A 24468-nucleotide genomic window follows, 5' to 3' on the forward strand; every position below is an offset into this window, starting at 1 on the left:
ATGCATTATATCATGTCATTCTAATATTATCCTTTCGTTTTTTTTTGTTTAGAACATTTAATTTTTATTAAAAATAGTAATAACTTATTGCAATAAATCCAATAAAAATAACTATAAAATTAAACAAAAATATGTTGACAATAAATATTAAATATAGTAAACTATATATGAATAGATGTTCATACGTTTAAATAATATAAATGACAAATAAAAAAACTTTTGGAGGTTAGGCTCATGAAAACTAATGAATGTACGCTGTTTATTGAAGGGATAGACTGCCCTAACTGCGCTGCTAAGATTGAACGCAAATTAAATACATTGCAAAGGATTAAGGCGGCTACTGTTGATTTTCTTGGGAAAAGGGTTATTGTGGAGTCTGAGAATTTTTCACGGGATGAACTGGCAGAATTTATTCAGGCTGAAGTGAATAAAATTGAGAACGGAGTAAAGATTTCTACCAAAAAACTTCATGCTCACAGCCATAGCCATTCACATGCCCATGCCCACTCCCATGCTCATGGAGAAGAAGATACTGATAAGATTAAGAAAAAATTGTTAATTGGCGGAATTTTATTTGTTTTAGGAATTTTTATTCCAAAACCTTTGTTTATTCCTAAATTGGCTATCTTTCTAGCAAGCTATTTTATAATCGGTGGTGATGTTCTGCTTTCTGCGTTAAAAAATATTTTAAAAGGACAAGTTTTTGATGAGAATTTTCTTATGGCGATTGCGACAATTGGAGCATTTGCTATTGGTGAATATCCCGAAGGTGTGGCTGTTATGCTGTTTTATCAGCTTGGAGAACTGTTTCAAGGCATCGCAGTTAATAATTCAAGAAAATCTATTATAGCGTTAATGGATATTCGTCCTGATTATGCAAATCTTAAAACTGATACTGGAATAAAAAAAGTAAATCCTGAAAAAATCAAAGTTGCCGATATTATTGTGGTAAAACCAGGAGAAAAAGTGCCTTTAGATGGAAAAATTATAAATGGAAATTCAACTTTTGACACTTCTGCACTAACAGGAGAATCATTGCCACGTGAAGCTAAAACTGGAGATAACGTCCTAAGCGGATTTATAAATAAAACAGGGCTTGTGGAAATCGAAGTTGCAAAAGTATTTTCAGAATCAACTGTTTCCAAAATACTTAACTTAGTGGAAAATGCGAGCAGCAAAAAATCAAAAACAGAAAACTTTATTACAAAATTTGCAAAATATTACACTCCGGCAGTTGTAATCACGGCCTTAATTATAGCGATTTTCCCTCCACTGTTAATTCCAGACGCAGTATTTACAGATTGGATTTACCGTGCTTTGATTTTCCTTGTTGTATCTTGCCCATGTGCCTTGATTATCTCTATTCCATTAGGATTTTTTGGTGGAATTGGTGGTGCTTCAAAACATGGTATTCTGATAAAAGGGGCAAATTATCTGGAAGCGTTGAACGATGTGGAAAGTGTCGTTATGGATAAAACTGGAACTTTGACAAAAGGTGTGTTCAAAGTTACTGAAATTAATGTTGAAAATAATGTAAAAATAAATGATTTTGAAAATAATAAAACTGATTTGATACAACCCTTACTGTTAAAATATGCAGCACACATTGAAAAATTTTCAAATCACCCTATTGCACAGTCAATAGTTTCTGAATACGAAAATTCTGCTACGAAAACTGATGAAAGCATCGTAAAAGATTTTGAAGAAATTTCAGGATTTGGAATAAAAGCTAACATAAATAACCATCAGATCTTAGCTGGAAATTCTAAATTGATGAACTTAGAAAATATTAAATTTACTGAAAAAGAAAATTTAGGAACTGTAATCTACATTGCATTTGATGGACAATACATTGGAAATATCCTAATTTCTGATGAAATAAAAGCAGACTCTCCAAAGGCAATCAAGGGAATGAAAGTAAACGGAATCAAGGAAATTGTAATGCTTACTGGCGATAACAATGCAATTGGTAAAAATATCGCCCAAAAACTTGGGATTGATAAAGTTTTTGCTGAACTGCTTCCAAATGAGAAAGTTGAAAAACTGGAAGAAATTTACAAGACTAAAAGGGAAAAAGGAAAAGTTGTATTTGTCGGAGATGGAATAAATGACGCTCCTGTACTTGCCAGAGCCGATATTGGAATCGCAATGGGAGGTGTCGGAAGTGATGCCGCCATCGAAGCTGCCGATGTTGTAATAATGAACGATGAACCTTCAAAAATAGTAACTGCTATGAAAATAGCCAAAAAAACTAAAACAATCGTATGGCAAAACATCACTTTAGCATTCGCTGTAAAATTAATCGTTCTAATTCTAGGACTTTTTGGGGAGGCAACAATGTGGGAAGCTGTATTTGCCGATGTCGGTGTTGCCCTACTTGCTGTATTAAATGCAACTAGAGTTTTGAAATATAAAGTAAATGAAAATTATTAATTGAAAATATTTTTGGAAATAAATAATTTTTAAACAAAAAAGTGCACTTTGAGGATAAATAAATATCTTTAAGTGTACTTTTTATTTATTTCATACTATTCCCCATTTACATAGCAAACATTTCTAATTTCTAATGTGATTTAGCATTGACTATGAATTTTTTCAAAAAAAGACTGTCCAAACAACAGCCTTTTCTATCATATTATTATTTAATATTTTTTCAATTTTTATTAAAGTCTTCCACCAATATCTTTTCTAAAATACATTCCCTTAAAATTTATACTATTCAAAAGTTTATACGCCTTTTTCTGCGCTTCTTCCAATGTATTTCCCAAAGCTACGGCATTTAGCACTCTTCCGCCATTTGTCAACAGTTTTCCGTCTTCAACTTTTGCTCCGCAGATAAACACTTTGTTGTCAGCAGTTTCTTTAAAGTCAAGAACTCCTGTAATTTCATCGCCTTTCTTGTAACTTTCTGGATAGCCTCCAGCAGCGGCTACTACACAGCATGAATGTAATGGTTTCCAGCTAACTTTAACATCCGATAATTTTTTATCAAAAGATTTTTCTATTAATTCAAGCAAGTCATTTTCTAGAAGTGGTAATACCGCCTGAGTTTCTGGATCTCCCATTCTCATATTGTATTCAAGTAGATAAACACCTTTTTTAGTAATCATAAGTCCAAAGAAAATTACTCCTGCAAAATCCATCCCTTCAGCCTGTATTCCCTTCAAAGTCGGATCCATTATATCTGATTTGAATTTATCAAAAATTTCATCCGTAACAAAAGGATTCGGACTGATAACTCCCATTCCTCCTGTATTTAACCCAGTTTCATCTTCTCCAATCTTTTTATGATCCTTTGCTGACAATAGCGGTACAATTACTTTACTGTCTGTAAACGATAAAATCGAAGCCTCTACTCCATCCAGAAATTCTTCGATTACAACCTGATTTCCAGCATTTCCAAATTTCTCATCAACCATTATATCTTCCACAGCCTTAATAGCTTCATTTAGATTTTGAGCAATAATAACTCCCTTTCCTGCTGCAAGCCCGCTAGCCTTTATAACCACAGGAAAATCTTTCCAGCTATTCAAAAATTCCTTGGCTTTTTCTGAATCATCAAAAATTTCATAAACTGCTGTCTTTATCCCGTATTTTTTCATAAAATCCTTAGAATAAGCCTTACTTCCCTCAAGAATCGCAGCCTTTTTATCAGGCCCAAATATTTTCAGTCCATTTTTATGAAATTCATCCACAATTCCTTGAACAAGCAATTCCTCACTTCCCACAACTGTCAATTCCACATTATTATCTTTCGCAAATGAAATATACTCATCAATTGAGCCCAAGTTCACACTTTCTGCATTTGGCAGCATTTCCACACAGGCATTTCCTGGAGCTATAAAAATCTTCTCCACCTTTTCATTTTGAGAAAGTTTCCAAGCAATTGCATGCTCTCTTCCACCAGCACCCACAATTAATATTTTCATCATTTCCTCCTTCAGAACTTCTACATTTCTAACTAACCTGTTTCCTTATATCTCCTGAATATATTTTATCACATTTTCCTGTAATATTAAATGCAAAAACTTGAAAATTCTTTATGACAAATATTTTTCTTAATTTTCGCAGTCTTTTAGTCTTTTAGATTTATTTTGAAGGAAATAAAATAAAATTTATATTATTTTAATTTTATAGATTTTAAAGCTGCAAAAATATTTCTTACTGTATTTTCGACGTTTACACTCCCTGAAGCCAAAGCCGTTTCCAATGTCCTAACTCCAGGCATAATTGAAAATATTGCATCAAATCCATTATCATACAAAATTTCATAACCATTTCCTAGATTTCCTGCTATTCCTATTACTGGGATATTATATTTTTTAGCAAGTTCTGCAACTCCAAAAGGTGTTTTTCCATAAATTGTCTGTTTGTCCATTCCACCTTCTCCTGTTATTACTAAATCTGCATCCTTTAATTTTTCCTCAAGATCAGCCGCATCAATTACTATCTCTATCCCCTTCTTTAAAATTCCGCCTAAAGTCAGCAGTCCTGCGCCAAGCCCTCCAGCCGCTCCTGCACCTGGAACATCATTTATTTCCATATTTAAGTCTCTTTTTACAATTTTTGCATAATGTGACAAATTATTATCTAAAACTTCCACCATTTGCGGAGTTGCACCTTTTTGAGGCCCAAATACATGTGCAGCTCCATTTTTACCAGTCAATGGATTTGAAACATCACATGCTACCAAAATTTCCACCTTTCTTAATCTTTCATCCAAGTTTGAAAAATCTATTTTTGCCAGTTTACCTAGTTCAAATCCTCCAAAGCCGATTTCCCTGCCATTTTCATCTGTTAATTTTGCACCTAATGCCTGAAGCATTCCAGCTCCACCATCAGTCGTCGCACTTCCACCTATTCCTAAAATAATTCTTTCCACATCATGATCCAGAGCTTTTAGCATCAATTGTCCTGTCCCATATGTTGTTGTTATATAAGGGTTCCTTTTTTCACTAGGTATCAGTTCAATTCCACTTGTTGAAGCCATTTCTATAATAGCGATATTTTTATCCCCCAGTATTCCATATTTCGAAATAATTTTTTCTCCAAGCGGGTTTAAAGTTTCTTCGTTGTATATTTTACCATTTGTTGCATCTATTAATGATTCTAATGTTCCTTCTCCTCCATCAGCCATAGGAACTTTTTTAATTTCCCATTCTGGAAATATTGACAAAATCCCTCTTTCTACACAGTCACATACTTCCTTTGCTGACATACTTTCCTTAAATGAGTCTGGCGATATTACCACTTTCATTTTTTTCCCTCCTAATCTATACTCCAAAAATTCCAAATATATTGTTGAAACTATAGTCAACACAAGCCCTATCAGACTTTCAAACGGTATCAGCAAAAGTCTGTCCTTTATTTCCATATTAACAGCTCCACCAGTTGCATGAAAAAAGCTTCCATGTGGCAAATGATCTAATACTTCAGATATTCTATACACTTAGTATAACCTAAAAATATAAAAAATCAATTTTTTAATTGTGTATTTTTCTCTTCAAACATTTCCCTAAACGTCTTTTTCCCAATTTCCAATTTCTATAAAATCCTATTAATATAGTATCCTCTAATTTTGATTTTTTTACTTTTCTCCGCTTTTTGACTCTATTATAAATACTGGCGTTATTCAACTTTTACAACTTTTATTTTTACAATTCAATATCAAATTGATACTCTTCATCAATAAGCGTATAATCAATATTATGAATTTTACATAATTTTAACACTCTTTCATTATCTCTCAAAACACTTTCCAATGTGCAATAACTATCATCTATTCTACTTTCAACAACATTTGCATATTTTTTTATATCATTAAAATGCTTATTAATGTAATTTTCACTCATAACCAAACAAATACATCTTATATTTTCTAAATATTCTTTTTCAAAATCTTTTTTCCAGTCAAACGAAATATAACATCCCTCGACAATAAGATTCTGCTTATTTTCAATAGCCGTTTTTATCATTTCCGAAATAATTGGCCATAACAAATCTGTTAATTCCTCATCACTGCTCATAGCCGTCAATTCAGTATGCCCACTTCGGATAAGTCCCATTTTTAAATGATCAATAGACAAATACGGATACTTATATTTTTCAAGTAATTTTTGTGCCAGTTTTGTTTTTCCGGTATGAGAAGCTCCCATTATTAAAATTATCATTTTCCCTCCTAATCTAACTTCTGATGCCGTGGACAATCTATCAAAAAACAGTCATACAAAAATTTAGGATAAATTTTCACTTCTGGTTTATAATCTGTTTTCAATACTTTTTCATATTCTGCCTTCAAATTCTTTATTTGTCTTTTTATCTCCCTAATTTCTTCTTTTTTATACGATTTCGTACATTCTGTTAAAAATTCTCCATTTTTTATGCTCTCTATTTCTTCATCTTTAATCTTCAAAACTATTTTAAAATTTTCTTGTAATTTTTCTATTTCATTTAACTGCTTTAGAGAATAAAAATAGAATCTCAGCCACCAAGCTGGAAATTGATAATCTTGTATTTTAAACTTTGAATAAATTTTTCGGCTTTTCTCATAACTTCCTGCCAAATAATATAGCTCTGCAAACTCTTCCTCAAAAAAATCATCGTTATTAACAGTTTCCAACATTAATTCATTAATTTCATCCTCAATATTTTCAAATTCCCTTAATTGAATTTTATTCACAATATAACTATATTTTATCTTAGCAAAATCCTCTTTTCCAAACTCAAAATCTTTTTTTACTAATTCTTCCAAAATTATTTTCGCCTCTTCGTTTTTTCCATTAACCATCAGCAAATTCGCATATTCAAACTTATAAATCGGATTATTTTCCAGCTCACAAGCCCTTTTATACATTTCTTCCGACTTATCATATTTCCCAGCACCATAATAATCCGCTCCAAGCCCATAATAAGCCTTAGAATTATTTGGATTAAACGCCACAGCCTTTCTCAAAGTTCTAATCGCTCTTTTACTTCCAACTCTCTGATCATCATAATAATACCCTAAATTAGTATAAATCCGTGATTTTTCCTCATCAGTCAATTCATTTTCATATTTTTTTATAAATTCATTCAATAATTTATAAATATCCTTCCATTGATAAGTTAATTCATTGTAAACTGCTGCTAATTGACAAATAACTTCCACATTTTTGGGATTTTCTTTCAATTTATTTTCCAAAAATATTTTATACTCTTCATAAACAGAATCGTAATCACTATTATTTCTAATTTTTTCTTGAATATATTTTATCCATTCTTTTACCGTTTTTCTTTCTAAATTTTTTTGTTTTTCCAATTTTCCTCCTAATCTAATTTCTGATGCATTGGACAATCAACTAAATAGCAAGTTTTATACATTTTTTCTAAATTTATTCTTGTATTTTCAGGCTTATAATTACTATTCATTATCTTTTTATATATCCCCAAAACCTTTTTTATTTCATTCTTTTCTTCTTCAATAAATTCATCAATCTCTTCTTCACTCCAGTATTTTTTGTCATAAATTTCTCCAACTTCAATCTTTTCAATATACTTATTATGTTTTTGAATCAATTCTGATAATTTGTTTTCTGCTTTCTTAAAGCTTCCTAATTTTTTTAAACTGTAAAAATAAAATGAAAAACGCATATTATAATAAAAATGTTCTTCCCAGTCAAGTTCATCTATCTCTTTTTCAAAAACCAAGACACACCTATCGTATTCTTCACATAAATAATATAAGTCTATAAGTTCTTCAAATAAAATTTGCTCATCATAATAATATTTCTCTAACGACACTTTCTCTAACATTTTATCCAGAATTGGCTCAGCCAATTTTTTATCATCTGTATAATGTAAACACAGTGCCAATGCATATAAAATTCCCGCACTTTCAGGTTCCTTTTCATAACATCTCAATAACATTTCTTTCGATTTTTCAAAATAACCACAATAAAACAACGTTATCCCATAATTATAATCATCTTCTATTTCTTTCTCATCTGAAAATTTTTCCATTTCCTGAAAACATTCAAGTGCCTTTTTGTATTTTTTTCTTTTTAAATAATATTCTCCCAATACTTCCCATACAACCGCCGATTGTTTCCCCATTTCAATTAATTTTGTCAAATAATACTTACACTTTTTATCATCATAAGCATCTTTTTCATATAAATCAGCCAAATCCTGATAAATAACAGCCTTCTCATCATCATTTAAATCTTTTGAATATTTTTTCAAAAACTCCTCTAATACATTCACACTCTTTTTTCCATCTTGATATACCGTAAAATAGGCTATCGCTAACTGACATACCTTTTCTACATCTCGTGGATTTTTCAAAAGACATTTCTCCAAATAATCCTTATATTCAATAAATGCATGCTTATAATTATCGTAACTATCATTTTTTTGGATTTCATCCTGAATATATCTTGCCCATTCTTTTTGTGTTTGTTTCATAATTTTATTCCTTTTATATTTCTTCAATCCTCATCAATTATCAAATGTTGTGGACAATCCAGTAACCAACATTCATTTTCAAAAAACATAAATATTTCCAACTTAGGCTTAAAATCCGTATTCAATATTTTTTTCAGCACTAAATTAATGTTTTTCAATTTTTGTTTTTCATCTTCTATCATTTCCAAAAGTTCTTCTTCCGTTGTATCTTTCTGATATTCTTCGTCAGTCTTTATTTCTTCAATGTTTTGAAAAATCTCTTTTTCAGCTTCTTTTAATATTTTGTCTATTTTCTCAAATTTATTCAATTGTTTCAAAGAATAAAGATACGGTGCCATATAATTTGCTTCTAAATTAAAATTAACATTCTCTGCATATTTACAATATTTTTCATAATTACCACATAAATAATATAAATCTTTTATATTACTATTATCAATGGTGTTAAAACCTTCATACGTCAACCAATTCAAATATTTTTCATAATCTGTTTTCTCCAGCATTTCAAACTCTTTTATTTTTTCCAAAAGTTTTTCTATATTTTCAGTATCTTTATTTCCTAAATAAATTTTACAAAGAACTATGTAAAAATGATATTTAATGTTGTCTGAATCCCCTATTAACAAATTATCTAAAATTTTTTCAGCTTTTTTATATTCTTTACTTTTAATCAAAATCAGTGCATATCCATAACTATATTTCGCTTCATCACTCATTTTGCAGGCAATTTCTATATTTTCAAGAGATTTTTGATATATTTTAGCATAAAAACAAATACCTACAAGTCTGTAATAAATGTCTGCATTATTTGAATTAATTTTTATTGCTTTTTCAAGATAATCAATAGCCTCTTCTTCCATACATCCCATATCTTCACACAAATAAGCCAAATCAGCATATATTCTAAACTTTTCATCTTCTGTCAAAATATTAAAATTCCTTGTCAAAAATGTTTCTAAAATTGCTATACCGTCGCATTTTCTACTCAAATAGCAAACTCCCGCCAACTGACAAACGACCGAAACATCTTCAGGATTTTTTACAGTTTCTTTTAACAAGTATTTCCTATAATTTTCAAGTGCAGCATCATATTCTGTTCTATCTTCATTTCCCATTTTTTCCCATATTTCATAAATATATTTTTTCATACCTTCATTCAATTTAACTTTAATATCCAATTTCATCTCCCAATTTTTATTTTAAACTTATTATAACACTTTTTTAAAAAACAAAAAAGGTTACAATTTTACTTGTAACCTATCTTCTTTCACAATTTATTTCTTCTACTTTTAAATTTCATAATGTGTCCACATACTAATGATATTTATTCTTTTCTCTTCTTCTATAACTTCATACACTAGCCTGTGCTGTTTATTAATTCTTCTTGAATAATAACCTTTCAAATCTTTAGTTAAAATCTCATAGGACGGTGGTGTTTGAAAAGGATTTTTCTTTATAAGATTTATTAATTTTTCCACATTATTTTTTAATGCTGGAAATTGCTTTATTTTCTCTTTATCCTTATTAGCTTTTTTCAAAATATAAATTTTGTATTCTTCTACCATTCAAAAACCTCGTAATCTTCATCAGAAGCCTTTTTTGCCACTTCAATTTTTTCTTTCATTGTTGGATCTGATAACAGGTATAGAGTTTCTAATAAACCATTATATTCAGCTTCGCTAATGATAATAGCATTTCCTTTTTTAGTGTTCACATTGATAACATCATTATAGTCAATTGCCGATTCTAAATAAGAAAATAAATTTTTTCTCAAATTAGTTGCATTTGTATTTGTCATAAAAATCACTCCTTCCATCTATGTACATAATACAGTACATCATTATAAAAGTCAAGCAACTTTTTATAATTTCTATTTTCCCCTGCTTTTTATAATCTTATCCGCATTATTAACAACTTCATAGTCATATTCTCCTAATTCCACATTTTTTCCAATTGGAATATACCACAAGAATTTTGAGAAATAATCTTTTAATTTTTTATCAGAAAAATCATATCCTGCTACTGCATAAGGATAGTTTCTCATTATTTTCAAATCATCATTAGAAAGTTGCTTTAATTCAGCTGCTGTCAAGGATACTGCATTGTATGCCGCCTGTGTCAAGTCATCTCTAAATTTAAAGCCTTTTTTCGTTTTCTCAGGAAAGATATGATTTCCATTTAAATGTGATATTTCTACTAAGTTAAATTCATTTTCAGGTTTAAAATTCTTTGTCTTGAAATATAAATAGCCATTTTTTAATTTTGCATAAAGAACTTTGTACTGCCCATCCTTGTTATAATAATTTTTGTATCCGTAATCGATATTCCCTTCTCCAACTAATTTCCAGTTTATCTCTTTTCCATTCTTCATTTTTGTCTCAGGTATTGCAATAAAGGCATTTCCAGGCTCAATAATTACTTCAAAATCATCCACTTTCTGATTTTTCCATTTTGAAATAGTTGTCCATACGTAATTAAAGTCGCTATATCCAACACCGCCGCTTCCATCATACTGATAACTATGTTCAACTACATTTTCACCTTTTTTAAAATTTACCTTAAAATAATAAACAAAGCTTCTTTTATAATATTCAGCTTCCTGTTTCGCCTTTTCCTCGTTGTATTCCTTAAAATATTTTTTAACTTCTTCAAGCTGCTTTACATCTTTTGGAATCAAATCAGTTAATCTGTACGCAATTGTGCTTACATTTTTTCCATTTACAACCGTTCTAAAATTTTTGAAATGATTCTCATTGTCCCATTCCTCATTCCCGCCTTCAGGAGTAATAAACCCAATATACTTTTCCCCTGCGTCAGGGCTGTCAAATACAAATCTTACAGTTACAATCATTTCATTCATTGTTCCGTACTTTCTCTTTACTTTTTCCAGCTTAAAGTGAAGTTTTTCACTTTTTATTGCAATATTAGACATGTTCATCGGCACAATATGTCCACCTTTTGATCCAAATTCATAATCATTTGCTAGTAAATTTGTGCCAAAAATAAACATTAAACAAAATAATAAAAATATTCCCGTTTTTTTCATGGCTTTCACCTGCTTTTCCTTAAGGATTTTTTACTTTTCATTATAATTATACCTTATATATTAATATTTTTCCAATATTTTTCTATGAAAAAATTATATTTTTTCAAATCCATCATTCTTTTGACTATCTCACAGAATAACAGTTATAATACCCGTGTCTGCTATCCTTCGCTGTTTCCGCATCTGAATCATAAAATACTTTAAAACTCTTGACATCGGCACCTTCCAAAATCTTTCCATTGCAAAAAATATTATTTTTATCCTTTGAATATAAATCGTTTATCAATGCAAAAGTCTTTGAATCTGCCTTTTCTACAACACTTAATTCAGACACTTCATTCAAAAAATATACTTTGTTCCTGTCTTTCAGGTAATAACTCACATCATAAACATTTCCCACAACTTCAAATCCATTAGATAAAACGTTTTCCAGTTTAATTCCCCCATAATACACACTATTCTTATCCGCAGAAAAGACAAAATCAATAATTTTAAAACTATTTTTATCCAGTCCTTTCAATTCATCCGCCTTCCCATTTGCAACATAATAAATTCCTGTTTTGTCTTTTACATATCTAAAATATTTTTTATTAACCACTTCAAATGTACTATAATCAATATTCCTTAGTAAAATTAATTTCCCGTCAAATTCAGGAAAATTAATATTTCTTTCTAAAAAGTAAACATTTTTTCCATCTTTAATATAATATTCAACTCCGTCTTCCTTATTCGCAATTATTTCCATCTTACTGTTTTTCAAATTATCAATTTTCCAATAAAAATAATAAAGGGCATTCCCTGATTTTACCAAATAATTATTTATTCTCTCAATCGGTTTGCCTTCTAATTTTCCAACTTTCTCACCTTCAAAATAAACATTATTCTCATCTTTCCCATACCAAGTCCCCTCAATCCATTCAAACGTACCAGCCTTAGCTCCTTTTACAACTTTTCCATCATAATACACTTTCCTTTTATCTGCCACATATTGATTTTTAGGCTTTTCAGCAATACTTTCACTTTCATTTTGCTTTTTATTTTCCATTTTTGTATCTTTATCTCCATTCTTTCCGCAAGCCACCATAATTACCATCATTGACAACATTATCATTTTTAAAATAAATTTTTTCATAAATATAGCTCCTTTTCTAAAAAACTTTTTTCTCAAAATTTTTCTAAAAAAAATAAGAGCCTAAATACACTCTTATTATTCATTAATATTATATTTTATAGAAGATGATGGTGGGACTGGTGGGGATCGAACCCACAACCTACCGATTAAGAGTCGGTTGCTCTGACCAGTTGAGCTACAGTCCCAAATTATATGTTAATTTTTCAAACAACATAATTAGAATATCATAATTTTATTTATTTGTCAAGGATTTAATTTCACAAAATAGAATAAAAAAGAGGAAACCAATTTCAATACAATCACACAATCCTATTTAAACACAGTTTCCCCTATGATTAGAATATCAGGTTTTTGCTTATTTTTAAAGACTTTTTTCAAATATTTTCCTCTACTTGCTTTTTAGCACAGCCCTAACTGCATAATGCAAAAAATAATAAACTGATTTTAATAGCGATAATTTCTCAACTTTTCGATAAATTTCCCAACGAACTTTTGCTGTCTTAGCCTTATTGCTCGAACGGGAATTATCAAGCACACGATAGTATGCTAGATTTTCTTTGAGTCCATAAATTGTTTTCACATCCTTCACAATTTCCAGCCAAAGCACATAATCCTCATTTTTCTCCAGCTCCTTAAAATAACGTTTCCCAACTTTTTCCACATCGTACATAACTGTAAGGCAGCCTAAATAGTTATTTTTCAGCATATCTGTATAAGAAATTTCTGACTTTATCACAACTTCATTGATTTTTTCGCCATTTTCCCTAACTCGTGTATATTCCGTACAGCTAATGCCCGCATTTTTTTCTTCCATAAATTGAACTTGCTTTTCCAATTTTTCACTGTGCCAATAGTCATCAGCATCCAAAAATGCAATGTATTTTCCACTTGCTAAATCAATCAAATAATTTCTCCCTTTTACAACGCCCATATTTTTTTTAGTATTCACAACCTTTATTCTGTCATCCTTTTTCGCAAATTCACTTACAACTGCAAGACTGTTATCCGTTGAAACATCATTCATAATCAGCATTTCCCAATTTTCATAAGTCTGTGAAAGAACTGATTCTATCGTTTTTCCAATAAATTTTTCTGCATTATACATTGGTACAATTATTGAAACTTTTTCTTTTTCCATTTTCTCTCCTTATTTTATTTTTAAAATTTTAAGAAATTTTATCCTCAAACCGCTTTAATAACCAATTAAAAGGCAACTATTCTATTAAAATAAAAAATTTATTCCGATTAATTAGGCATTAGAGACGTTCGAGCATACTTTTAAAGTATATCCATTATTTTTTTAAATACAATTTATCAAAAAATTCATCAAAGTTATCTCCTAATTTTATCCATTTCCATTTTTCCCTATTTCCTCCTTCAGTAAAAATTTTATGTATATCATCAGCAAAATAATACATAAAAATCTCCTTTGTTTCTTTAGAAATAAATATGTACTCATCTTCATCCGCACCTATTGCCACATAGTTGTTTCTCCAAAAATATGTTCTTTTTAAATCAGGATTTTTTTCATATTCTTTTTCATCAAATTCTGTAAGCATATTTTTTCCTCTCTCTATTGTTTCATCATCAAAATATAAATACGAAATAAATTTATCATTTATATTTTCATCATCAATGGGTATATATACAGTTTCCTTAAAATAAATTTCAGAATATTTTTTAACCATATCTCTATATTCTTCTTTTTCAATTCCCAAACTTTCTATAAATTCATCGTCATAATAGTAACTTTCCTCTTCTCTCACTTCACAATCTTCTATCTCAAGTATTTCTTCCAAATACTTTTGTCTATCCATTTCTATCATCTCCTATCTTTCTTCATCCAATTGTTCCAGCAATCCATCAACAAATTTTGTCAACTTCTCTTTTTCTTCCTTAGACATCTCTTCATTATCTTTTGGATCTACATATAGTTTCTCAATAAATTCATCAAAATTTTCTGCTAATTTTACCCATTTCCAATAAACTCCCTTACTTTCATCTGATAAATCTGAATACGAATAAAATTGTACTATTCTATTTGTTTCTTTTGATATATAAACAAAAGAGCCATAAGAACTAGCCTCTATAAATGGAATATACGAATCTAATACTTCGTAATTTACTTCCTTCTTTTTGGCATTTTTTCCATATTTTTGCTTATGAATTTTTTCAGAGTACCATATTAATTTTTTTCTTCCATATTCATATACATTATCTGAAAAATCTAAGTCAGAAAATAAAGACTCGCCTTCTTCATTCGTTTCTGGGTCAATATTTTTACAATGAAGCAGTGGATTAAATGCTATCAATTCATAGTCTAATACTAAATTAATATATTTTTTTACTCCGTATTTCTCCAGTAACTCTTTTGTATAATATTTGCTTTTCTCTTTTCTCTTTCCTTCTTTTTCAGTATATTCTATATCCACAGCTTCCCAAAATTTTTTATATTTTTCCATTTTTTCACCGTTATAATTGACTTTTACCAATTACTGCCTTTCTTTTTTCTTTTTCTATCAACCCATATTCTATTATCTCTTCTAAATGTTTTTTTCTATCCATGTTTACTCCATTATTTTTTTAGATTTGAAGCAGTAATTTTTTGAATTTCCTCATTAAAGACCCCCTCTTTTTATTAATCCTGCGGAAACCTAATCCCCGCCCCAAGTCTAGCTTTTGTCTGCACTTCACTTACCAGCAGGCTTTTTTCGAGCTGTTTATAGCAAAATTCCAAATCATTTTCATTTACTGCATCAATGAATGCTTTAAATTCAGGCACAACTCTGTCTTTTGAAAATCCATCATCAAAACTTTCTGTTGTTCCATCATACATTTTTAATGTGACTTTTCCAACAAGTCCCGGAGCCTCTTCGCTTACGATTTTTCCTTCACTTCCTTGAATTACGCCTATTCTTTCTCCTTCGCTATCTTTTGCACATACACACATAGCATTAAAATTTTTGTATTCTATCATAAGAACTCCGCTCGTGTCAATATTTCTTTCAATATTTGCATAATACTTCACATTTTCAGGCTTTCCAAAAAGTCCTAAAACATAATGTAAATTATACAGCCCCAAGTCCATCAATGCTCCTCCAGCTTTTTCAGAATCAAATACAGGCAGAATTTCCCCTCTCTTAAAAGCGTCGTATCTGCTGGAATACTGACTATACTGGCTTTGAACAAGTTTCACATCTCCAATTTTTCCAATCCAGTCTTTTATTTTTTTATAATTTTCAAAATAAAGTGTCGTTATCGCTTCAAATAAAAACAGTTTTTTTTCCTTTGCTAAATCCGACAATTCTTTAGCTTGTCTATAATTAGTTGTCATTGGCTTTTCAACAATAACATTCAGACCTTTTTCCAATGCTTTTTTACAATATTCAAAATGTAAAAAATTCGGAACAGCAATATAAACAGTGTCAATTCCAAATTCACAAAGTTTGTTAAAATCATCAGTAAATTTTGGAATACTATATTTTTCACAAATTTCCTCAACTTTTCCAATACTCTTTTTTGTCCCTTGTATCCCCACGATTTCCAGTCCTTCCAGTTTCACAAGGCTAGGCAAAAATTCATGAACGATCATTCCTGAACCTATAATTCCCAATTTCATAAACAATCCCTTCTTTCCTATTTTTACGTTTTATAATAATAACTTATTTTAAAAATTTACCTCTAAATATTCATATAACACATACTATAAATATTTTAAAACTCCAAATACTTCACTTCAATATCATCAGTCAGCCAAACGCCATTTTTTGAAATAAAAAATTCTTTCCCATCCTCATACATCTTCTCAGCCAAAACCTTTATTATAAACGGTTTCCCGTGTCTTTGACCAACAGCATACGCCGTTTCTTCCGTCTCTGACAAATGTACAAATTGCCTGCTTTTCTTTTTTAACCCCTCTTTTTTTATCTGCTCCAAAAATCTACCCGCTGTCCCATGATACAAAATTCTAGGAGGTTTGACAGCTTTTAATTCTAAATCAACATCTATGCTATGCCCTTGACAAGCCCTAATTTTCGTCAAATCTTCATTAAATTCATATCTCTTTTTACTGTTATTCCTTACAATCTCCTCCAGAATTTTAAAATTTATCCGTTCCTTTTTTTCGTCTTCAACATCTCCAGAAAGATTTATTCCATTAATAAGCTCATCTACATTAGCCCATCCATTCCTATCCAGTTCAATTCCAATCATCTCAGGTTTATGTCTTAAAATCAGACTTATAAATTTTCCTAATTTTGTTAAATTTTTTGCCATTTTCCCTCTTTTTTAATTCATCAGATTATTATAGTCATTTACCAGTTTATTATACTTCTTAATCACATCGTTCGGAGTTCCCGCCATATCCTCCGTATAAACCTTCTTCTCAATCTCGCTCTTGCTCATCAACTTGCTTTTCTCAATTTCCCTAATAAATATTGTAACCGATTTTTCAAATTCTGCAAGCTGTTTGTTAAATATTTCCAGTTTTTCTTTTGTATAATTTTCTTTTTTTAGCTGTTTCTCATTTGCAATTGCTTTTTGGAAGTTAGCTGAGGCGGTTAAAATATTTTGCTGCGCTTTTTTTAATTTTCCTAAATCACCTTTTATAAAGGTTGTCATACTAATTTTCTGATTGTCCATTTTATCCACAAAATCTTCACAGCTGTTTATCAGAATTGTCAAGTTATATTTTATTAGACTGCCTTCATTTTTATATGTTTCCAGTATTTTCTGCATTCTTTCCTTCGATTTATTTGCCACTTCCATTTTGAAAGCGTCTGAACTTTCTTTATATCTTTTGTAAATTTTTAAAAAATTCGTATGTAATTGCTGCCCTTTTGCAAAGCCATCTGCCAAATGTTCTTTTTTTCCATAGTAATTTGTCATAGAATCCGTTACCGCTTTTAATTCTTTTAAGATTGGCAATAATCTTTTGGAAGAATTATCCAGTTTTTCCATCTTAAATTTTGATTTTATATTTTTTTCAAGTTTTTGGATAACAGCATTGTCAATTTTAATAACAGGAATGCTTTCCAAAGTCCCCATTTCCTGAACATTTATTTCCTTGCCTTCTCCAGCCACATCAATATATTTTGAAATTTCATTTTCAATATTTGTCAAATTATTATGAATTTCAATATAGCTGTTGTATTTTTCCATCTCTTCATTTTTTACTTTTTTTATCCTAAGTTTTCTTCCAATTTCCTTAAATGTGTCGTTACAGGAAAACAAAAAAATCGAAAGAAATCCTATTAGTATTATTTTTTTATAATTCATTTTTACTCCAAAATTTTTTTCTTATTCACTTTGCTTAAAAATTTTACCAATTCCCCTAATTCTGTCACTCAAGATAAAACTAACGAAATTGGTAATTTTTAAAATTTATTTTCTATTTTATTTAATAAAATCAATAATTAATTATATCGAACTTACATTAAAGGAAATGGATTCCAAAACTTTCAGTAAAGCGTCCGTTGTATCAAGTGAAGTCAAACAGGCTATTTCCTGCTCACTTGCAGCACGTCTGATTTTAAATCCGTCGTTTCTTGCAGTTTTTTTCTTACCGGCTGTATTTATTACCATATCAACAAGCCCTTTATAAATCAGTCCTAGAACATCATGCTCGTATTTTCCTTCTTCTTCAATTTTTCCAACTGTTTCTACACGCAGCCCTTTTTCCTCAAAATATCTGGCTGTGCCTTTCGTAGCCATTATATGATAGCCCAAGTCAGAGAATCTCTTAGCCAGTCCATATGCTTCCTCTTTTGCGGCTCCACTGATTGTAAACAGCACACTTCCCTGATCCTTGACTTTAATTCCAGATGAAATTAGTCCCTTGTAAAGTGATTTTTCAAGGTTTTCGTCACTTCCCATAACTTCACCTGTTGACTTCATTTCAGGCCCTAATGTTGTATCCACATCTTTTAATTTCTGGAAACTGAATACAGGAACTTTTGTATACACGTGTTTGCTTTCTTCAATTAATCCAGTTTCGTATCCCTTACTTTTCAATGTTTCTCCAAGAATTCCCTTCATAGCGAGATTTGCCATAGGAACACCTGTAATTTTGCTTAAAAATGGAACTGTCCTTGAACTTCTAGGATTTACTTCCAGCACATAAACCTTCCCATCACTAATTACATACTGAATATTCAAAAGCCCTATGATATTTAACCCCTTTGCAAGTCTTGCTGTATAATCAATTAATGTACGTTTTTGCGAATCTGTAATACTTTGTGGAGGGTAGACTGCGATAGAATCTCCAGAGTGGACTCCTGCTCTTTCAATATGTTCCATAATTCCTGGAATTACAACTGTTTCCCCATCGCAAATTGCATCCACCTCGATTTCCTTTCCAACTAAATATCTGTCAGTAAGCACAGGATGATCAGGCGACACTTTTACCGCATTTTCCATATATTGACGCAATTCCTCTTCACGATATACGATTTCCATTGCTCTTCCACCTAATACGTAAGATGGACGCACTAGAACAGGGTACCCGATTTCAGCCGCATTTTTTACAGCAGTTTCCGTATCAAATGCAGTTTTTCCAAGTGGCTGAGGAATATTCAATTTATGCAGCAATGCCTCGAACTTATCACGGTTTTCCGCATTATCAATTTCTTCAAGTGCTGTTCCCAATATTTTAACACCATGCCTTGCCAATTTTTCAGCCAAGTTAATTGCCGTCTGTCCACCAAACTGAACAACAACGCCTTCTGGCTGTTCAAGCTCGATTATCGCCATAACATCCTCTTCCGTAAGCGGCTCAAAATAAAGTTTATCCGAAATTGAAAAGTCCGTTGAAACAGTTTCTGGATTGTTATTTACGATAATTGCCTCATATCCAGACTCTTTTATCGCCTTTACAGCGTGAACTGTAGCATAGTCAAATTCAACACCTTGCCCAATTCTAATAGGCCCTGAACCAAGTACAACAATTTTTTTCTTATTTCCTATGACACTTTCATTTTCCTGCTCATAAGTCGAGTAAAAATAAGGCGTTTCTGACTTAAATTCAGCTGCACAGGTATCAACCATCTTAAACACAGGCTTAATATTGCATTTTTCACGAAGTTTGTAAACTTCATCTTCTGTCGTATTCCAACGGTGTGCAATAACTTTATCTGAAAATCCGTATCTTTTAGCAAACAGTAGCACATCTGGATTATTTACATTTGCCTTCAGTTCCACTTCAATATCAATAATATTTTTCATTTTGTCAAGGAAAAACATATCAATCTTTGTAATATCATGTATTTTCTGCGGAGTAACCCCACGTCTTAACGCTTCTCCAATGAAGAACAATCTTTCATCTCCAGCTTTCTGGATTCTTCTCAAAATATATTCCAAGGTAAATTCATCCCCATTTGGAAGTCCCAAGTGATGAACTCCATATTCAAGCGAACGAATAGCCTTTAACAAACTTTCCTCGTAAGTTCTACCAATAGCCATTACTTCCCCAGTCGCCTTCATTTGCGTTCCCAAATGCCTATCCGCCTTTTCAAATTTATCAAATGGGAATCTCGGTATTTTACTGACAACATAGTCTAGTGCAGGCTCAAAGCAGGCATACGAATTTTTTGTAACAGGATTTATAATTTCATCAAGTGTCAATCCAACCGCAATTTTTGCAGCAATTTTTGCAATTGGATAACCTGTCGCCTTTGAAGCAAGTGCCGATGAACGTGATACCCTCGGATTTACCTCAATAATATAATAATTGAACGAATACGGATCCAATGCCAGCTGAACATTACATCCACCTTCTATTTTCAATGCCCTTATTATTTTTAGCGAAACATCTCTCAACATGTGGTATTCCCTGTCTGTCAATGTTTGCGAAGGTGCAACTACAATCGAATCTCCCGTGTGAATCCCAACTGGATCAATATTTTCCATATTGCAGACAACAATCGCTGTATCATTGCTGTCACGCATTACTTCATACTCAATTTCCTTATATCCTGAAATTGATTTTTCTAATAAACATTGGGTTACTGGTGAATATCTAAGTCCATTTGTAACAATATCTTCCAGTTCTTCATCATTATGGCAGATTCCTCCACCAGTTCCTCCCATTGTAAAAGCAGGACGCACAATCACAGGATACCCAATTTTTTCCACAAATCTACGTGCCTCTTCCAAATTATGAATAATATCCGATTCAGGAACAGGCTCTCCAAGTTCATTCATCAGATCTCTGAATAATTCCCTGTCTTCTGCCTGTTTAATAGATTCAAGTTTAGTTCCAAGCAGTTCCACTCCACATTCTTCCAGCACTCCCGCATTGTGCAGTTCCACAGCCAGATTCAGCCCAACTTGTCCTCCAAGGGTAGGAAGCAAGGCATCAGGACGCTCTTTTCTTATAATTTTTGACACAAATTCAACAGTTAATGGCTCAATATATACTTTATCCGCAATTTCCTTATCTGTCATAATAGTTGCAGGATTGGAATTTACAAGGATAACCTTGTACCCTTCTTCACGCAATGATAAACACGCCTGTGTCCCCGCATAGTCAAATTCAGCAGCCTGTCCTATAATAATCGGCCCCGATCCAATCACTAAAACCGTTTCTATATCTTTTCGTTTAGGCATTTCCCTACATCTCCTTGTTATTAATTTATTTTGCCAACACTTTTATTTCAATATTTTATAATTTAAGTTTTATATACTTCTTATTTGACGTATTCAAAATTCCGATTCTTTTTCATATTTTCAATAAATATATCAAATAAATAATTTGGGTCATGCGGCCCTGGAGAAGCCTCTGGATGATACTGTACCGAAAATACTGGATATTTTTTATGTCTTACACCTTCACAAGTCCTGTCATTTACCGCAATATGTGTCAATTCCAGCTCTGTATCCTTCAATGAGTCAATATCCACCGCATATCCGTGATTTTGTGCTGTAATATCAACTTTTCCAGTCTGCAAGTTCATTACTGGCTGATTTGCCCCACGATGTCCGAATAGCAATTTATATGTTTTTGCTCCGCAGGCAAGTGAAATTAACTGATGTCCCATACAAATTCCAAAAATTGGCACTTTATCTATTAATTCCCTAATTGTTGCAATTGTTTCTGGAACATCTGTCGGATCTCCCGGTCCATTGCTTAACATTATTCCATCTGGTTTTTGTCTTAAAATTTCTTTAGCAGTTGCATTATGCGGCATTACGACAATATCACAGTCCCTTGAGTTAAGTTCCCTCATAATTCCTGATTTCATTCCTAAATCAAGAAGAACAACTCTCATCCCTCTTCCAGACGAAAGAAATGCTTTTTTTGTCGATACCTGTTCGATTTGATTGGTTGGTAACGAATTGATTTTTAAATTTTTTGCAATTTCTTGCGGATCTTTGTCTGCACTTACGATAATTCCCTTAATCGTTCCATGCTCTCTTATTTTCTTTGTCAGGCTGCGTGTGTCAATTCCAGAAATTCCTGGAATATTCAAGTCCTTCAAAACTTCATCCAATGTAAATTCATTTCTAAAATTAGAAGGCTTTCTACATATTTCACGAGTTACAATTCCCTTGATGCTAGGATTGATAGTTTCATAATCATCCCTATTTATCCCATAATTTCCAATTAACGGATAAGTAAATGTAATAATCTGCCCATTATATGACGGATCTGAAATAGTTTCCTGATACCCAGTCATCGCAGTATTAAAAACGACTTCCCCAGCCATTTCCACATCTGCGCCAAATCCATACCCTTTATACACACTACCATCTTCCAAAACAAGCTGCTTATCCAATGCGTACATAAATACTACCTCCCTAAATTTTAAATGATACTATTTGTTTTAAAATTTGTTCAATTGTCATTAACGTGTCTGATTTGCGATATAGTAAACTATTTTAATTCAAATCCTAGATATGTATTTATTAATAAAAGTCTGAATGTATTTACTAACATCTCTAATCTCATAATTATACTATATTTTCCAAGTTTTATCAATAATAGCAGATGATTATTTTTTTAATTTTTGGGAAAATAATTAATTTTAAATATTTTTAATTTTTTTATAAAGAAAAATTTGATTTTTTAAAAAACATAGGGTATAATTTATAATAAAAATTAGATTAAATTAAAAATTTATAATCTCTCATTTTTCTTTAATGTTTATATGGTACTATTATATTGAAAAGGAAAGAAACTAAAAAGTAATACTTACACTTATAATTTACTGGCAATATTTCAAAAGATACTCAAAACTATTCAAATTTAACTAATAAAACTTAACAAATCATACTCAAACAGAAAACTATAATTTTATATTTAACTTTAAGACTATATTTACTATATTTATTCTTAACATTAAATTTGTTTATAAAAAATTTTTATTATAAATTATCAAATTTTTAGTTTATTTTTTATAATTCATTATTACTGACATCTTAAAATATTATATAGGAGCTGATTTATTATGAAAAAAATTATTATTTCTATGTTCTTGGTATTCAGTATGCTAGGATTTTCAAGATTCGTTGAAAGATGCGAAATTACTTCTAAAGGGGTTTGGAGAAACGGAGTTGGATATGTAAACTGTGTAAGTTTGGAATCTGGAAGACATTTTAACTTTACTGGTGTAAGCAACTACACAAGAAACAGACTTTATGTCGGTAATGTGTACAGAGTTTATTTCAATGGAACTGGATACAACCGTTTATATTTAACAGGATATGAATACTTGTATTAATCAAAATTTTTAATAAAAAAATATTAAGATGTCAAAATATTCACATTACTTTATCAAAAAAGCGGGGATTCAAAACCTGCTTTTTATTTAAAAAACATAATTGTTTTTCTCAAATTTTAGAATTGCCAATTTTTGAGAAATACTGATATATAAACATATAAAATAAAAAACGAGGTGACTGCAATGAAAAAATTAAAAGGCTTTTTAACAACTAAACTTTGGAAAATAGCCATTTTCCTTTTAATTTCAAGTTTTTCCTTTTCAGGACAATATAAAACTGCACTTATAAATCGTATGAACAATATACGGAATAAAGTATTTGAGAATGTAGATGAAGGAAATGACTATCAAGAAAAAGAAGCCTTAAGGAAAATGGAAGAAGAATGGGATAGGGAACTGAATATTGTTTATCAAAAAATAATGAAAATTGCTGATTCCAAAACTAAAAATAAACTTAGAAATGCACAACGTGCATGGATTAAATTCAGAGATGCAGAAACAGAAAAAAGCTACTATACAAATAATCCTACTGGCGGAAGCATGGGAGTTCTGTTTTCAATTAACACTGCCGTACAACTTACCGAAGAAAGAACTCTTCAATTGGCAGAAATGTACGATGCCTTGAATAATTAAAAAATTAAATAAGGAGATGAACTATAATGAAGAAAAATCTATTTTTAAAAATTCTTATATTAATTTTATTAACAATATGCTCAGCCGTCAGCTTTGGAAAAACAAAGGTACTCAGCATTTATGCAAATCCAATGACAAGAGGCTATAAATCTTTAGAAAACGGAACGCTCCTTCTTTCAGGCAATAATGCTCCTACTAGAATAAAATTTGTTGCAAAAGTTAACGGAGTTGCTGTAAAACATGAATATGTGGAATATTCAGATTTTATCAGTTCCATGAATCCTATAAAAACAAGGACAGGTTTTACAATTAAACCTGAAAAAAATAAAGTTTACAGCTTTATGGGAACAGTTCCAGAAGGAATGCCTCAGGCAAGGCTAGTAATTACTTATAAGGGAAAACAGAAAATAGTAGAAGTAGACTGGGGATTGGAAACTGGGAATAATGGTGAAGGAATAGATCATTATGATGTATATTTTTAAGAAATGGAGCAAATT

At 30.9% G+C, this 24468-nt stretch carries 22 protein-coding genes and 1 tRNA gene; 4 read left to right on the forward strand and 19 right to left on the reverse strand.

The features are described 5' to 3' along the window. The first annotated feature begins 234 nt into the window (after positions 1-234). Positions 235-2433 (forward strand): heavy metal translocating P-type ATPase, encoded by a 2199-nt coding sequence (locus tag HW275_RS01520; RefSeq protein ID WP_178934549.1) that lies wholly within the window; start codon positions 235-237, stop codon positions 2431-2433. 230 nt (positions 2434-2663) lie between these two features. On the opposite strand, the gene purD is transcribed toward HW275_RS01520, so the two are convergent. The 19 genes from purD to carA all read right to left on the reverse strand — a co-directional run bounded on the left by purD (position 2664) and on the right by carA (position 22402). After that, positions 2664-3929: a phosphoribosylamine--glycine ligase gene (purD, locus tag HW275_RS01525; RefSeq protein WP_178934552.1), complete on the reverse strand. Its 1266-nt coding sequence runs from the start codon at positions 3927-3929 to the stop codon at positions 2664-2666. Between the two features lie 191 nt (positions 3930-4120). Further along, the gene (locus tag HW275_RS01530; protein ID WP_370464333.1) at positions 4121-5449 is read right to left on the reverse strand and encodes a glycerate kinase; all 1329 of its coding nucleotides are present in this window, start codon (positions 5447-5449) and stop codon (positions 4121-4123) included. Positions 5450-5654: 205 nt separating this feature from the next. Then, complete coding sequence (locus tag HW275_RS01535) at positions 5655-6170, reverse strand: AAA family ATPase (RefSeq protein WP_178934554.1); 516 nt, start codon at positions 6168-6170, stop codon at positions 5655-5657. Between the two features lie 8 nt (positions 6171-6178). Beyond that, complete coding sequence (locus HW275_RS01540; protein ID WP_178934555.1) at positions 6179-7297, reverse strand: hypothetical protein; 1119 nt, start codon at positions 7295-7297, stop codon at positions 6179-6181. 8 nt (positions 7298-7305) lie between these two features. Beyond that, positions 7306-8442, reverse strand: a complete 1137-nt coding sequence (locus HW275_RS01545; protein ID WP_178934558.1) for a M48 family metallopeptidase — start codon at positions 8440-8442, stop codon at positions 7306-7308. Positions 8443-8465: 23 nt separating this feature from the next. Further along, positions 8466-9626: a lipopolysaccharide assembly protein LapB gene (locus HW275_RS01550; RefSeq protein WP_255459977.1), complete on the reverse strand. Its 1161-nt coding sequence runs from the start codon at positions 9624-9626 to the stop codon at positions 8466-8468. Positions 9627-9731: 105 nt separating this feature from the next. Next, complete coding sequence (locus HW275_RS01555; protein ID WP_006803701.1) at positions 9732-10007, reverse strand: Txe/YoeB family addiction module toxin; 276 nt, start codon at positions 10005-10007, stop codon at positions 9732-9734. Further along, the gene (locus HW275_RS01560; RefSeq protein WP_178934562.1) at positions 10001-10240 is read right to left on the reverse strand and encodes a type II toxin-antitoxin system Phd/YefM family antitoxin; all 240 of its coding nucleotides are present in this window, start codon (positions 10238-10240) and stop codon (positions 10001-10003) included. Before HW275_RS01560 ends, HW275_RS01555 begins: the two co-directional genes overlap by 7 nt. Positions 10241-10312: 72 nt before the next feature. Next, on the reverse strand, positions 10313-11488 hold the full coding sequence (locus HW275_RS01565) for a YARHG domain-containing protein (protein WP_178934564.1): 1176 nt from the start codon (positions 11486-11488) through the stop codon (positions 10313-10315). Positions 11489-11612: 124 nt separating this feature from the next. After that, positions 11613-12620, reverse strand: a complete 1008-nt coding sequence (locus HW275_RS01570) for a DKNYY domain-containing protein (protein ID WP_178934566.1) — start codon at positions 12618-12620, stop codon at positions 11613-11615. Positions 12621-12728: 108 nt separating this feature from the next. Further along, a tRNA-Lys gene (locus HW275_RS01575) sits at positions 12729-12805 on the reverse strand. Between the two features lie 203 nt (positions 12806-13008). Further along, complete coding sequence (locus HW275_RS01580) at positions 13009-13758, reverse strand: glycosyltransferase family 2 protein (protein WP_178934567.1); 750 nt, start codon at positions 13756-13758, stop codon at positions 13009-13011. A 154-nt stretch (positions 13759-13912) separates the two neighbouring features. Then, positions 13913-14437 carry a hypothetical protein gene (locus HW275_RS01585; RefSeq protein ID WP_178934569.1) on the reverse strand — a complete coding sequence of 175 codons (525 nt, stop codon included), beginning with the start codon at positions 14435-14437 and terminating at the stop codon, positions 13913-13915. 12 nt (positions 14438-14449) lie between these two features. Beyond that, on the reverse strand, positions 14450-15082 hold the full coding sequence (locus tag HW275_RS01590; RefSeq protein WP_178934571.1) for a hypothetical protein: 633 nt from the start codon (positions 15080-15082) through the stop codon (positions 14450-14452). Positions 15083-15258: 176 nt separating this feature from the next. Beyond that, positions 15259-16239 (reverse strand): Gfo/Idh/MocA family protein, encoded by a 981-nt coding sequence (locus HW275_RS01595; protein WP_178934573.1) that lies wholly within the window; start codon positions 16237-16239, stop codon positions 15259-15261. Positions 16240-16334: 95 nt separating this feature from the next. Beyond that, positions 16335-16895, reverse strand: coding sequence for an RNA 2'-phosphotransferase (locus HW275_RS01600; RefSeq protein WP_178934575.1), 561 nt, complete (start codon positions 16893-16895; stop codon positions 16335-16337). A 12-nt stretch (positions 16896-16907) separates the two neighbouring features. After that, positions 16908-17897 carry a YiiG family protein gene (locus HW275_RS01605; protein ID WP_178934577.1) on the reverse strand — a complete coding sequence of 330 codons (990 nt, stop codon included), beginning with the start codon at positions 17895-17897 and terminating at the stop codon, positions 16908-16910. A 141-nt stretch (positions 17898-18038) separates the two neighbouring features. Beyond that, positions 18039-21224 (reverse strand): carbamoyl-phosphate synthase large subunit, encoded by a 3186-nt coding sequence (gene carB, locus HW275_RS01610; RefSeq protein ID WP_178934579.1) that lies wholly within the window; start codon positions 21222-21224, stop codon positions 18039-18041. An 80-nt stretch (positions 21225-21304) separates the two neighbouring features. Continuing rightward, positions 21305-22402, reverse strand: a complete 1098-nt coding sequence (gene carA, locus HW275_RS01615; RefSeq protein WP_178934581.1) for a glutamine-hydrolyzing carbamoyl-phosphate synthase small subunit — start codon at positions 22400-22402, stop codon at positions 21305-21307. A gap of 663 nt (positions 22403-23065) precedes the next feature. On the opposite strand from carA, the gene HW275_RS01620 reads away from it, so the two are divergent. The 3 genes from HW275_RS01620 (at position 23066) to HW275_RS01630 (ending at position 24453) form a co-directional block, all read left to right on the forward strand. Beyond that, complete coding sequence (locus HW275_RS01620; RefSeq protein ID WP_178934583.1) at positions 23066-23338, forward strand: hypothetical protein; 273 nt, start codon at positions 23066-23068, stop codon at positions 23336-23338. A gap of 183 nt (positions 23339-23521) precedes the next feature. Continuing rightward, on the forward strand, positions 23522-23971 hold the full coding sequence (locus tag HW275_RS01625) for a lysozyme inhibitor LprI family protein (protein ID WP_178934585.1): 450 nt from the start codon (positions 23522-23524) through the stop codon (positions 23969-23971). Between the two features lie 26 nt (positions 23972-23997). Further along, positions 23998-24453: a hypothetical protein gene (locus HW275_RS01630; RefSeq protein WP_178934587.1), complete on the forward strand. Its 456-nt coding sequence runs from the start codon at positions 23998-24000 to the stop codon at positions 24451-24453. Positions 24454-24468 lie beyond the last annotated feature (15 nt).

Source organism: Leptotrichia sp. oral taxon 223, assembly GCF_013394795.1.
Taxonomy (GTDB): Bacteria; Fusobacteriota; Fusobacteriia; order Fusobacteriales; family Leptotrichiaceae; genus Leptotrichia.

Coding starts and splice junctions, on each gene's coding strand:
- HW275_RS01630 (WP_178934587.1), top strand. CDS start 23,998: ATGAAGAAAAATCTATTTTTAAAAATTCTTATATTAATTTTATTAACA.
- HW275_RS01570 (WP_178934566.1), bottom strand. CDS start 12,620: ATGAAAAAATTTATTTTAAAAATGATAATGTTGTCAATGATGGTAATT.
- HW275_RS01560 (WP_178934562.1), bottom strand. CDS start 10,240: ATGACAAATACAAATGCAACTAATTTGAGAAAAAATTTATTTTCTTAT.
- HW275_RS01565 (WP_178934564.1), bottom strand. CDS start 11,488: ATGAAAAAAACGGGAATATTTTTATTATTTTGTTTAATGTTTATTTTT.
- HW275_RS01535 (WP_178934554.1), bottom strand. CDS start 6,170: ATGATAATTTTAATAATGGGAGCTTCTCATACCGGAAAAACAAAACTG.
- HW275_RS01545 (WP_178934558.1), bottom strand. CDS start 8,442: ATGAAACAAACACAAAAAGAATGGGCAAGATATATTCAGGATGAAATC.
- HW275_RS01620 (WP_178934583.1), top strand. CDS start 23,066: ATGAAAAAAATTATTATTTCTATGTTCTTGGTATTCAGTATGCTAGGA.
- HW275_RS01585 (WP_178934569.1), bottom strand. CDS start 14,437: ATGGATAGACAAAAGTATTTGGAAGAAATACTTGAGATAGAAGATTGT.
- HW275_RS01555 (WP_006803701.1), bottom strand. CDS start 10,007: ATGGTAGAAGAATACAAAATTTATATTTTGAAAAAAGCTAATAAGGAT.
- HW275_RS01605 (WP_178934577.1), bottom strand. CDS start 17,897: ATGAATTATAAAAAAATAATACTAATAGGATTTCTTTCGATTTTTTTG.
- HW275_RS01520 (WP_178934549.1), top strand. CDS start 235: ATGAAAACTAATGAATGTACGCTGTTTATTGAAGGGATAGACTGCCCT.
- HW275_RS01600 (WP_178934575.1), bottom strand. CDS start 16,895: ATGGCAAAAAATTTAACAAAATTAGGAAAATTTATAAGTCTGATTTTA.
- carB (WP_178934579.1), bottom strand. CDS start 21,224: ATGCCTAAACGAAAAGATATAGAAACGGTTTTAGTGATTGGATCGGGG.
- HW275_RS01590 (WP_178934571.1), bottom strand. CDS start 15,082: ATGGAAAAATATAAAAAATTTTGGGAAGCTGTGGATATAGAATATACT.
- HW275_RS01550 (WP_255459977.1), bottom strand. CDS start 9,626: ATGAAATTGGATATTAAAGTTAAATTGAATGAAGGTATGAAAAAATAT.
- purD (WP_178934552.1), bottom strand. CDS start 3,929: ATGAAAATATTAATTGTGGGTGCTGGTGGAAGAGAGCATGCAATTGCT.
- carA (WP_178934581.1), bottom strand. CDS start 22,402: ATGTACGCATTGGATAAGCAGCTTGTTTTGGAAGATGGTAGTGTGTAT.
- HW275_RS01580 (WP_178934567.1), bottom strand. CDS start 13,758: ATGGAAAAAGAAAAAGTTTCAATAATTGTACCAATGTATAATGCAGAA.
- HW275_RS01625 (WP_178934585.1), top strand. CDS start 23,522: ATGAAAAAATTAAAAGGCTTTTTAACAACTAAACTTTGGAAAATAGCC.
- HW275_RS01595 (WP_178934573.1), bottom strand. CDS start 16,239: ATGAAATTGGGAATTATAGGTTCAGGAATGATCGTTCATGAATTTTTG.